This is a genomic window from Mesorhizobium sp. B2-4-1, assembly GCF_006442185.1.
Lineage (GTDB): Bacteria > Pseudomonadota > Alphaproteobacteria > Rhizobiales > Rhizobiaceae > Mesorhizobium.
On record NZ_VFVN01000008.1, the window covers coordinates 271705 to 283137 of the forward strand.

7 protein-coding genes are annotated in these 11433 nt (G+C 64.1%); 1 reads left to right on the plus strand and 6 read right to left on the minus strand.

Going from position 1 to position 11433, the window contains the following annotated elements; all coding sequences use genetic code 11:
• Nucleotides 1–121: 121 nt before the first annotated feature.
• Both mfd and FJ949_RS21705 read right to left on the minus strand, forming a co-directional pair.
• On the minus strand, nt 122–3619 hold the full coding sequence (gene mfd / locus FJ949_RS21700) for a transcription-repair coupling factor (RefSeq protein ID WP_140498957.1): 3498 nt from the start codon (nt 3617–3619) through the stop codon (nt 122–124).
• An 11-nt stretch (nt 3620–3630) separates the two neighbouring features.
• Nucleotides 3631–3918 carry a succinate dehydrogenase assembly factor 2 gene (locus FJ949_RS21705; RefSeq protein WP_140498959.1) on the minus strand — a complete coding sequence of 96 codons (288 nt, stop codon included), beginning with the start codon at nt 3916–3918 and terminating at the stop codon, nt 3631–3633.
• Nucleotides 3919–4010: 92 nt separating this feature from the next.
• Here FJ949_RS21705 and recG point away from each other — a divergent pair, with 92 nt between their 5' ends.
• The gene (gene recG / locus FJ949_RS21710) at nt 4011–6119 is read left to right on the plus strand and encodes an ATP-dependent DNA helicase RecG (RefSeq protein WP_140498961.1); all 2109 of its coding nucleotides are present in this window, start codon (nt 4011–4013) and stop codon (nt 6117–6119) included.
• Here the strand turns inward: recG and FJ949_RS21715 are convergent.
• The 4 genes from FJ949_RS21715 to FJ949_RS21730 form a co-directional block, all read right to left on the minus strand.
• Nucleotides 6071–6823 carry a DUF502 domain-containing protein gene (locus FJ949_RS21715; RefSeq protein WP_140498963.1) on the minus strand — a complete coding sequence of 251 codons (753 nt, stop codon included), beginning with the start codon at nt 6821–6823 and terminating at the stop codon, nt 6071–6073. The genes recG and FJ949_RS21715 overlap by 49 nt on opposite strands.
• Nucleotides 6824–6916: 93 nt before the next feature.
• Nucleotides 6917–8740, minus strand: a complete 1824-nt coding sequence (gene glmS / locus FJ949_RS21720; protein WP_140498965.1) for a glutamine--fructose-6-phosphate transaminase (isomerizing) — start codon at nt 8738–8740, stop codon at nt 6917–6919.
• A 174-nt stretch (nt 8741–8914) separates the two neighbouring features.
• Complete coding sequence (gene glmU, locus FJ949_RS21725) at nt 8915–10273, minus strand: bifunctional UDP-N-acetylglucosamine diphosphorylase/glucosamine-1-phosphate N-acetyltransferase GlmU (protein WP_140498967.1); 1359 nt, start codon at nt 10271–10273, stop codon at nt 8915–8917.
• Between the two features lie 157 nt (nt 10274–10430).
• Nucleotides 10431–11177 carry a cytochrome c biogenesis CcdA family protein gene (locus FJ949_RS21730; protein WP_140498969.1) on the minus strand — a complete coding sequence of 249 codons (747 nt, stop codon included), beginning with the start codon at nt 11175–11177 and terminating at the stop codon, nt 10431–10433.
• Nucleotides 11178–11433: the final 256 nt, after the last annotated feature.

The window sequence follows — 11433 nt, forward strand, 5'->3', positions numbered from 1 at the left end:
TCTTTCCGGCAAGCACCCTCGCCCGCCATTTCCAGCCCCCATGTGGGGTGGCGGCTCCATACACGAAGCCGATTTCCTATTCTAGACCGGAATTTCAGCGCTGGCGAATGGGCCGGGCTGGCTACGCCGCCTTCTCCACCAGCCGCGCCAGTTGCGTCATCACCACCGCCGAGCCTGCCAGCCGCTTCTCGGCGGTTGGCCAGTCGCGGGTGAAGACGACGCTTTGGTCGGGTCGGATCTTGGCCAGCGAGCCCTGCTCGCCGATGAACTTGACCAGTCCGACCGGGTTGGGGAATTCGCGCTTGCGGAAATGGATGACGACGCCCTTCGGCCCGGCATCGAGCTTCTCGACATTGGCCTTGCGGCAGAGGGCTTTGATGAAGACGATCTTGAGCAGATGCTTCACCTCCTCCGGCAGCGGGCCGAAACGGTCGATCAGCTCGGCGCCGAAAGCATCGATTTCCTCGGTGCTCTCGAGGTCGCCGAGACGCCGATAGAGCGCCAGCCTGAGCTGCAGGTCCGGCACATAGCTCTCCGGGATCATCACCGCCGTGCCGACGGCGATCTGCGGCGACCAGCCGCCATCCAGCACCTCGCCGGAATCCTTCACCTCCGCGACCGCCTCCTCCAGCATCTGCTGGTAGAGCTCGAAGCCGACTTCCTTGATGTGGCCGGACTGCTCTTCGCCGAGCAGATTGCCTGCGCCTCTGATATCGAGATCGTGGCTGGCGAGCTGGAAGCCGGCGCCCAGCGTGTCGAGCGACTGCAGCACTTTCAGTCGACGTTCGGCGGTGTCGGTCAGCTTGCGGTTGGCCGGCAGTGTGAACAGCGCGTAGGCGCGCACCTTCGAGCGCCCGACACGGCCGCGCAACTGATAGAGCTGCGACAGGCCGAACATGTCGGCGCGATGGACGATCAGCGTGTTGGCGGTCGGGATGTCGAGGCCGGATTCGACGATGGTGGTCGACAAGAGAACGTCGTACTGGCCGTCGTAGAAGGCGTTCATGATGTCGTCGAGTTCGCCTGGCGGCATCTGGCCATGGGCCACCGCCACCTTCAGTTCCGGCACGGATTGGTTCAGGAAATCATGGATTTCCGCCAGATCGCTGATGCGCGGCACGACATAGAAGGAATGGCCGCCGCGATAACGCTCGCGCAACAACGTCTCGCGAATAACCAGCGGATCGAAGGGCGAGATGAAGGTGCGCACCGCCATGCGGTCGACCGGCGGCGTGGCGATCAGCGACAGTTCGCGCACGCCGGTCAATGCCAGTTGCAGCGTGCGCGGGATAGGCGTCGCCGACAGCGTCAGCACGTGGACGTCGGTCTTCAGGTCCTTCAGCCGTTCCTTGTGCTTGACGCCAAAATGCTGCTCTTCATCGATGATCAGGAGGCCGAGATTCTTGAACGAGATCGCGCTGCCGAGCAGCGCGTGGGTGCCGACCACGATATCCACCGTCCCTTCGGCAATGCCCTTCTTGGTCTCTGCCAGATCCTTTGCGCCGACCAGCCGCGATGCCTGGGCGACGCGGATCGGCAGGCCGGAAAAGCGCTGCGAGAAGGTCTTGAAATGCTGGCGGGACAACAGCGTCGTCGGCACCACCACCGCGACCTGGAACCCTTCCATCGCCGCGATGAAGGCGGCGCGCAGCGCCACCTCGGTCTTGCCGAAACCGACATCGCCGCAGATCAGCCGGTCCATCGGCTTGCCGGCCGCCAGATCGTCCCTGACGGAATCGATCGCCGTTTGCTGGTCATCGGTCTCCTCATAGGGGAAGCGCGCGGCGAACTCGCCATAGAGGCCTTCCGCCGGCACCAGCGGGGGTGCAGCGCGCATCTGCCGTTCGGCGGCGATGCGGATCAACTGCCCGGCCATGTCGAGCAGGCGTTTCTTCAGCCGCGCCTTGCGCGATTGCCAGGCGCCGCCGCCGAGTTTGTCGAGTGTCGCCTCGGCTGTGTCAGAACCGTAGCGCGACAGGAGCTCGATGTTTTCCACCGGCAGGAACAGCCGGTCGTCGCCGGCATAGTGGATTTCCAGGCAATCATGCGGCGCCCCGACGGCTTCGATTGTGCGCAGGCCGATGAAGCGGCCAATGCCGTGGTCGGCATGGACGACGATGTCGCCAGCCGACAGGGCCGAGGCTTCGGCAATGAAGTCGGACGCGCGCTTCTTGCGCTTGGAGCGCCGGATCAGACGGTCGCCCAAAATGTCCTGTTCGGCTACGACGACCAGTCTTTCGGTCTCAAAACCGGATTCCAGCGGCAGCACGGCCAATGCCGCCTGCCCCGGCTCGAGTTTCTCCGCCTCCGCCAAGGTCGCCACCGGCGCAAGATTGCCCAGACGATGTTCGGCGAGAATTTGGCCGAGCCGGTCGAGCGAGCCCTCGGTCCAGCCGGCGACAATGACGCGGCGGCGTGCCGCGCGTTCGTCGGCGATGTGCTTCACCGCCACGTCGAAGACATTGACGTTGGGGTCGGCGCGCTCTTCCGCGAAGCTGCGGCCATGGCGCGAGCCGGCGTGGAAGACCTTTCTTGCTCCCGCATCCGGTGCGTCGAAGGCGGTGAAGTCGATCGCTTCGCGCGGTCCGAGAGAAGCGACGAGATTTTCCGGCGAGAGGTAAAGCAGGTCCGGCGCCACCGGCTTGTAGGGCACCGCGTCCTTCAGCGCACCTTCGGCCTGCTTTTTGCGCGCCTCGTAGTGATCGAGGATCAGCGTGTGGCGTTCGGCAAGCGCTTCATGCGCCAGATGGTCGAAAACGACAGGCGTGTCCGGCAGATAGTCGAACACGGTCTCCAACCGCTCGTAGAAGAACGGCAGCCAATGTTCCATGCCCGCGAAGCGCCGACCTTCGCTGACCGCGGCGTAAAGCCCATCGTCACGCGACGGCGCGCCGAACGCTTCGATATAGGCGCGGCGGAAGCGGCTGATCGTCTCCGGCGTCAGCGCCACCTCGCTCATCGCCTGGAGCGCCATGGACTTGCGCTGCCCGGTGGTGCGCTGCGTGGCCACGTCGAAGACGCGGATGGATTCCAGCGTATCGCCGAAGAAATCGAGCCTCAGCGCCTCGGTCCAGCCAGGTGCGAACAGGTCAAGGATACCGCCGCGCACGGCGAACTCGCCGATGCCGCGCACCGTCGGCACCCGCTCGAAGCCCGATGTCTCCAGCCGCGACACCAGCGCGTTCATATCGATCTGGTTGCCAGGTTTGGCGTGAAAGGTCTGCGCCTCGATGAGATCCGCGGGCGGAATGCGCTGGAGCAGCGCATTGGCGGTGGTGAGAATGACGGCGCGATGCGGCTTTTTCGCCAGCGCGATCATGGCGGCGAGCGCGTCGAGCCGCCGGGCGGCCGCATCCGAGCCGGGCGAGACGCGGTCATAGGGCAGGCAGTCCCAGGCGGGCAGTTCCAGCACGGGCAGGCCGGGAGCGGCAAAGGCCAGCGCCTCTGTGATTGCCGGCAGGCGCTGCCCGTCGCGCGCCACGAACAGCACCGGCTTGTCGGGCGCGATCTCGCGCGCCGCCTGCAGCAGCGCGAAGGCTTCATAGCCGTCGGCGACGCCGTCGACGATGAACTGGCCGGCACGGCCTTTCGGCAAGCCGATGGTGGGAATGAGGCTCATGGAAGCGTTCTTCAAAAGGTCATTGTCCGGCGTGAAGCCATGATTTTTTGCAGGACCGCACAATCAATTTCGGCGGGAACAGGACGTTCGCCGGTGATCAAGGGCAGGAACTCGGTGTCGGGAATATCGAGGAGCTTTTCATATTGGTCGATTTCATCGCCGGTCAAGGCGCCGATCTCAGCATCGGCGAAGGTGCCAAGGATAAGGTCCATCTCGCGCATGCCGCGGTGCCAGGAGCGGAACAAGAGCTTGCGGCGGCGGGCGTCGAGCCCCTCGCTTGATCGTTTCGTTCCCGTCATTGTGCCGCATCCTCACTTGCTGCGGCGCATATAGCGTGGATAGAAGGGGCTGTCAGCCTTGCGCTGCAGCCGCCGCGACATAAGCTGACATCATGCGTCCTTCCATCCTCGACCCGCTTTTCGTCCCGATCACGTCGCTCGCCGGTGTCGGGCCGAAGGTCGGCGCGCTGATCGAAAAGGTCGTCGCGGCCGATCTCGGCGACCGCGCGGCGCGCGCCGGCGATCTCCTGTTCGTGCTGCCGCATACCGTCATCGACCGCCGCAACCGGCCGGGCATTGCCGGCTCGGCCGAAGGCGCCATCGTGACGCTCGACCTGCGCATCGACCGCCACCAGCCGCCGCCGCGCGGCAACAGGTCGGTGCCTTACCGGGTCTACGCCCACGATGATACCGGCGAAGTGGCGCTGACTTTCTTCCACGCCCATGCTGCCTATCTGGAAAAATCGATGCCGGTGGGTGAGCATGTCGTGGTCTCCGGCCGCATGGAATGGTTCAACGGTCGCCCGACCATGGTCCATCCAGATCATATCGCCTTAGCCGGCGACGCCGAAAACCTGCCGCTGGTCGAGCCGGTCTATCCGCTCACGGCAGGACTGTCCGGCAAGGTGCTGCGCCGCGCCATCGGCCAGGCGCTCGGCCGTTTGCCGGAGCTGCCCGAGTGGCAGGATGGCGCTTTCATGCGCCGCCAGAGTTTCCCGTCTTTCGGTGACGCGCTGGCCCGCATCCATCATCCCGCAGACCCGATCGATGTCGCCATCGAAGGCGCCGCATGGCGGCGTCTTGCCTATGACGAGTTGCTGGCGGGCCAGGTGTCGCTGGCCCTGGTCCGGTCGAGGGTTCGCAGGCTGTCCGGCCGGCCACTCACCGGCGACGGCCAGGTCGTCGAGAAGCTGCGCGCGGCCTTGCCCTATTCGTTGACCGCGTCCCAGGAATTCGCGCTCGCCGAAATCAATGCCGACCTCGCCGACCCCGAGCGCATGCTGCGCCTCCTGCAAGGCGACGTCGGCTCCGGCAAGACGGTCGTTGCGCTGCTGGCCATGGCGCGTGCCGTCGAGGCTGGCGGCCAGGCTGCCCTGATGGCGCCGACAGAGATCCTGGCGCGCCAGCATCTGGCGACGATCGCTCCCTTGGCGGAACGGGCAGGCATGCGCACGGCCATCCTCACCGGTCGCGAAAAGGGCCGCGAACGCGCCGAAACGCTGGCGGGGCTGGCCGGCGGCGAGATCGACATTGTCATCGGCACGCACGCGCTGTTCCAGGAAACGGTGGCGTTCCACGACCTCGTCCTTGCCGTCGTGGACGAGCAGCATCGCTTCGGCGTTCACCAGCGGCTTGCCATCACCGCCAAGGGCGACGCGCCAGACATGCTGGTGATGACAGCAACCCCCATTCCGCGCACGCTGGTGCTGACCGCCTTCGGCGACATGGACGTCTCCAAGCTGACGGAAAAGCCGGCCGGCCGGCAGCCGATCCGCACCGTCACGCTGCCGCTTGAGCGGCTGGACGAACTCGTCGATCGCATGGTGGAAGCGGTGGCCGGCGGCCAGAAAATCTACTGGATATGCCCGCTTGTGGAAGAATCCGAAGAGATAAAGCTGATGTCGGCCGAGGACCGCTTTGCTTCCTTGAAGCCGCTGTTCGGCGACCGGATCGGCCTTGTCCACGGCCGCATGAAGGGCGCCGAGAAGGACGAAGCGATGCGCGCCTTCAAGCAAGGCGAGACGCGCATCCTGATTGCCACAACCGTCATCGAGGTCGGCGTCGACGTGCCGGACGCGACCATCATGGTCATCGAACACGCCGAACGTTTCGGCCTCGCCCAGCTGCACCAGTTGCGCGGCCGCGTCGGGCGCGGCGACAAGCCTTCGTCCTGTGTATTGCTCTACAAGGATCCGCTCGGCGAAACGGCCAAGCGGCGCCTGTCGGTGATGCGCGAGACCGAGGATGGTTTCGTGATCGCCGAGGAGGACCTGAAGCTGCGCGGCGAAGGCGAATTGCTTGGCACCCGTCAGTCCGGCACGCCGGGCTTCCAGGTCGCGCGCATCGAGGCGCATGCGGACCTGCTCGAAGCGGCCCGCGATGACGCAAGGCTGATCCTGTCACAGGATCCGGACCTGCAGACCGAGCGCGGCGAAGCGCTGCGCCTGCTGCTCTACTTGTTCGGCCGCGACGAGGCGGTGCGGCTCCTGCGGGCGGGATAAGGCCCGAGCGGCGGATTGGCCAGGGTGCCCGTGATCGGCTCGCCATTCAGCATCACCAGCTTCGTTTTCACCTCCGGCGCCACCAGCCCGGCCGAGACGATCAGCTTGGCGCCATCCTCGATCGTCATGTCGAGCAGCACGATGTCCGATTTCGGCACATACATCAGGAAGCCCGTCGTCGGATTGGGCGTGCAAGGCATGAAGACAGCGGTCAGCGGATCGCCTTCCTGGTCAAGCTTCTGGTTGATCTCGGTTTCCTTCTCGCTGGCCACGAACACCAGCGACCAGACCCCCTTGCGCGGATATTCGACCAAGCCGACCTGGCGGAACATGTCACCTTTGTTCGACAGCACGGTTTCGAAAATCTGCTTCAGCGAGCGATAGATGCCCCGCACCAGCGGCATGCGGCCAAGCAGGCGCTCGCCGAAATTGACGATGGCACGGCCGACGATATTGGCGGTCATGAACCCGATCAGCGTGATCAGGACGAGCGCCACGATCAGCCCGAACCCCGGAACCTGGAACGGCAGATAGGTATCGGGACTGTAGCGTGCCGGAATATAGGGTTTGACCCAGGAATCCACCCAACCGATGAAGGACCACGCGATATAGGCGGTGATCGCCAGCGGCGCGCAGACGACGAAGCCTGTGAGGAAATAGTTCCTCAGCCGGGTCATGCCGGAGGTCTTGAGAGCATCTGACATGGTTCACCGGGGCGCGAGTTGCAGCGCAAACATTAGTGAACCGGAAGGCGCTTTGGAACTGCGAAGTTTTTAAAGCACCTGTTTAAAAAACGCCTACTCCACCGTCACCGATTTCGCCAGATTGCGCGGCTGGTCGACGTCGGTGCCCATGAAAACGGCGGCGAAATAGGCCAGCATCTGGATCGGCAGCGCGTAGATGATCGGCGAGATGATTTCCGGCACGTCCGGAAGGATGATCGTCTCCATCGTCTTCACGCTCGCCTGCGCGGCGCCCTTGGCGTCGGTGATCAGGATGATCTTGCCGCCGCGCGCCGCCACTTCCTGCATGTTGGACACCGTCTTCTCGAAGATGCGGTCATGCGGTGCGATGACGATGACCGGCATGTTCTCGTCGATAAGCGCGATCGGGCCATGCTTCAACTCGCCCGCGGCATAGCCTTCGGCGTGGATGTAGGAGATCTCCTTGAGCTTCAGCGCGCCTTCCATGGCGAGCGGGAAATTGGTGTCGCGTCCGAGATAGAGCACGTCCTTGTAGCGCGACAGTTCCCGCGCGATCCGTTCGATCTGCTCTTCGAGCTTGAGCACCTGGTTGGCATAGCGCGGCGCCTCGGAAAGCGCCCGCACCAGCGACTTTTCCTCGTCCCGCGAAATCGTGCCGCGCGCCACGCCTGCCCGGACGGCGAGCGAAGCCAGCACCGACAACTGGCAGGTGAAGGCCTTGGTCGAGGCGACACCGATCTCCGGCCCGGCCAGCGTCGGCAAGATGACGTCGGATTCGCGCGCCATGGTCGATTCCCGCACGTTGACGACGGCGCCGATCTTCATGCCGGCCTTGCGGCAATAGCGCAGCGAGGCCAGCGTGTCGGCGGTCTCGCCCGATTGCGAGATGAAGAAGGCGGCGTCGTTCTTCGACAGCGGCATTTCGCGGTAGCGAAATTCAGAGGCGACATCGATGTCGACCGGGAGCCGAGCGTAGCGCTCGAACCAGTATTTGCTGATCAGCCCGGCGAGATAGGCGGTACCGCAGGCCGAAATCGCCAGCCGGTTAATCGTAGCAAAGTCGAACGGCAGGTCGAGCGGCTTGGAGACGCCGGAAACAAAATCGACATAATGCGCCAGCGTGTGCGAGATCACCTCCGGCTGCTCATGGATTTCCTTCTCCATGAAGTGGCGGCGATTGCCCTTGTCGACCATGAAGCTGGTCGAGAGCGACTGCTGGCGCTTGCGGTCGACCTTTTCGCCGTCAATGTCGAAGATGGCGACACCGCTGCGGCGCACCACCGCCCAGTCGCCGTCTTCCAGATAGGTGATCGAATTGGTGAACGGGGCAAGCGCGATGGCGTCGGAGCCCAGGAACATCTCGCCGTCGCCATGGCCGACCGCCAGCGGTGGGCCGTTGCGAGCGCCAACGATGAGGTCCTCGTCGCCCGTGAACATGATCGCCAGCGCAAAGGCGCCTTCCAGCCGCTTGAGCGCCTTGTGCGCGGCATCGACCGGCTTCAAGCCTTTCGCGACTTCCCGCGCCACCAGATGCGCGACGACCTCGGTGTCGGTCTGCGACGAGAAGGAATAGCCGTCGCGGATCAGTTCGTCGCGCAGCTCGGCGAAATTCTCGATGATGCCGTTGTGGACGATGGCGACGCCATTGGAGAAATGCGGGTGCGCGTTGGTCTCGTTCGGCACGCCATGCGTGGCCCAGCGGGTGTGACCGATGCCGATCGTGCCGTCGAGCGGCTCGTCCTTCAGCCGGCGTTCGAGATTGACCAGCTTGCCTTCGGCGCGGCGGCGGCCAAGCGCCCCCTTCTCTATGGTGGCGACGCCGGCCGAATCGTAGCCTCGATATTCAAGCCGCTTCAGCGCATCGACGATGAGCGGCGCAACCTGCGAATGGCCGACAATTCCAACGATACCGCACATGCAGACAGTCCCCAATCCCCGGCAGAACCCGGCGCTATCTACGGATTGCCGGGCTCTCGCGAAAGTTACTTTGCGTTTCGTTCCGTGTAATGGGAACAGTCTCGTACGCATGCATCATGACACAGCGCACTTGCAATCCAGTTACTGCAATCGTTCAGTTTTTGAAGACCGGTTTTACCTCTTTTTGGCAACCGCGGCCGACGCGAAGCGCTCGCGCAATTCCTTGCCTTTGCCGGGGATCGTCTTCTGGCGGGCGCGCCCGAAGGCCAGCGCATCGTCGGGCACGCTTTCGGTGATGACGCTGCCCGAGGCGATATAGCCGCCCTTGCCAATGGTGACCGGCGCGACAAGCGAGGAATTCGATCCGACAAAGGCGCCCTCGCCGATATCGGTGAAGTGCTTCAGATAGCCGTCATAATTGCAGGTGATCGTGCCGGCGCCGATGTTGGCCCCGGCGCCCACCCGCGCGTCGCCGATATAGGTCAAATGGTTGACCTTGGCGCCCTCCTCGATGACGGCCTGCTTGACCTCGCAGAAATTGCCGACCTTGGCTTTCTGTTTGAGATCGGCGCCCGGCCGCAGCCGCGCGAAGGGGCCGACATCGCAATGAGCGGCGACGATGGCGCCTTCGATATGGCTGAAGGCGTGAATCCTGGCGCCGCCTGCGATCTTCACACCGGGCCCGAACCAGACGTTCGGCTCGACAATGGTGTCGGCGCCGATCTCGGTATCGTGCGAGAAGAAAACGGTTTCCGGCGCGATCAACGTCACGCCCGAAAGCATCGCTTCGTGCCGACGGCGTGCCTGCCAGATGCCTTCGGCTTGTGCCAGCTCGGCGCGGTTGTTGATGCCGAGCGCATTCTCGAAGCTGGCTTCGGTGGCGACGACATCGAGGCCCTGGTTGCTGGCAAGCTCGACGATATCGGTGAGATAGTATTCGCCCTTGGCGTTCCTGTTGCCGACGGCGTCGAGCAGTTTCATCGCCTGGCTGCCGGCAATCGCCATCAGCCCGCCATTGCAGAAGGTGATCTTCTTCTCCTCGTCGGAGCAGTCCTTTTCCTCGCGGATGGCGACGAGCTTGCCACCTTTTTCGATCAGGCGGCCATAGCCGGTGGGGTTCGCCGTGCGGAAGCCGATGACCACGACGGCAGCACCTTGCGCCAGCTTCAGGCGCGCGGCCGTGAGGGCGTCCGGATCGATCAGCGGCGTATCGCCGAACATGACGAGGATATCGTCGTAACCTTTTGATATAGCAGCGCGCGCGGCAAGCACCGCATGCGCAGTGCCGAGGCGCTTTTCCTGCACGAAAGCCTCTACCTCCGGCGCGAATTTCTGCGCCGCCTTGCGCATCTCCTCGGCGCCGTGGCCGATCACCAGCGCAAGGTCGCCGGCGCCCGCTGCCTCGGCCGCCTTGACCACATGCGCGACCATCGGCAGCCCGGCGATCTGGTGCAGCACCTTGGGCAGCGCGCTCTTCATGCGCGTGCCTTCGCCGGCGGCGAGGATGACGGATAGGCATGTTCTCTGGTTCATGGAAGGACAACCATAGGAAAAGCGTTGGGAATCAAATCATGCTAGCAGTGGGCGCCATGCTGCACCAATGCGGTTAAATTCCGGTGAGATGGTGAGCAGCCGACTCTTAATCAGCGGGTCACAGGTTCAATCTTGTGCTCACCCGATACCGACAGCCTTATCCCAGCCGGCCCAGCAGCGGAAAATTCTCCAGCAGCCAATACGACACGGCCTGCACCCCGCCGGTGAGGAAAAACACGCCGGCGACGACCAGCAATGCGCCGATCGCCTTCTCGACGCGGCCGAGATGAACGCGGAATTTGCCGAGGAAACGCATGAAGGCGCCGGAAAACAGTGCCGCGATCAGGAATGGGATACCGAGGCCGAGCGAATAGGCGGCGAGCAGCAATGCGCCTTCGCCCACTGTCTCGCGGCCGCCGGCCAGCGTCAGGATCGGCCCCAGCACCGGGCCGATGCACGGCGTCCAGCCGAAGGCGAAGGCCAGTCCCATGACATAGGCCGCGACCGCGCTTGCCGGTTTGCCCTGCGACTGGAAACGCGCCTCGCGCGATAAAAGCGGAATGCGCAGGATGCCGAGGAAATTCAGCCCCATCAGGATGATCAGCACGCCGGCGCCCATTGCCAGCGGCTCCTGCCAGACGCGCAGGAGGCGGCCGATGCTCGAGGCGCCGGCGCCCAGCGCGACGAACACGGTCGAGAAGCCGAGCACGAAGGCAATCGAGGAATAAAGCAGCGCGGTACGGGCGCCGGCTTTGGCGGCTGCCCCGGCATTGCCGCGAAAATCGTCGACCGACACGCCGGCCATGTAGCAGAGATAGGGCGGCACCAGCGGCAGCACGCAAGGCGACAGGAACGAGATCGCCCCTGCCCCGACCGCGCTGACATAGCCTATATCCAGTGCCATTCCAGAACTCCGACTTTACGGGCCGATATAGCGACGCCCGGGCCCCTCTGCCAATCACCATTGTGTTGGCATGCCCGGGAATAAACGTCGGTACCTGCGCGTTGATCGAGCGAGGCCGCGATTGCCGCGCATCCTCGGATCAGCAGGGAGATTTCGATGAAAACCGTGACACTAGGGTTGGCCGCGCTTTTGCTCAGCACCGCCGCGTCTTTCGCAGCAGAGGCCTGGAAGGAGGCCGAGGTCGGCGGCACCAAGA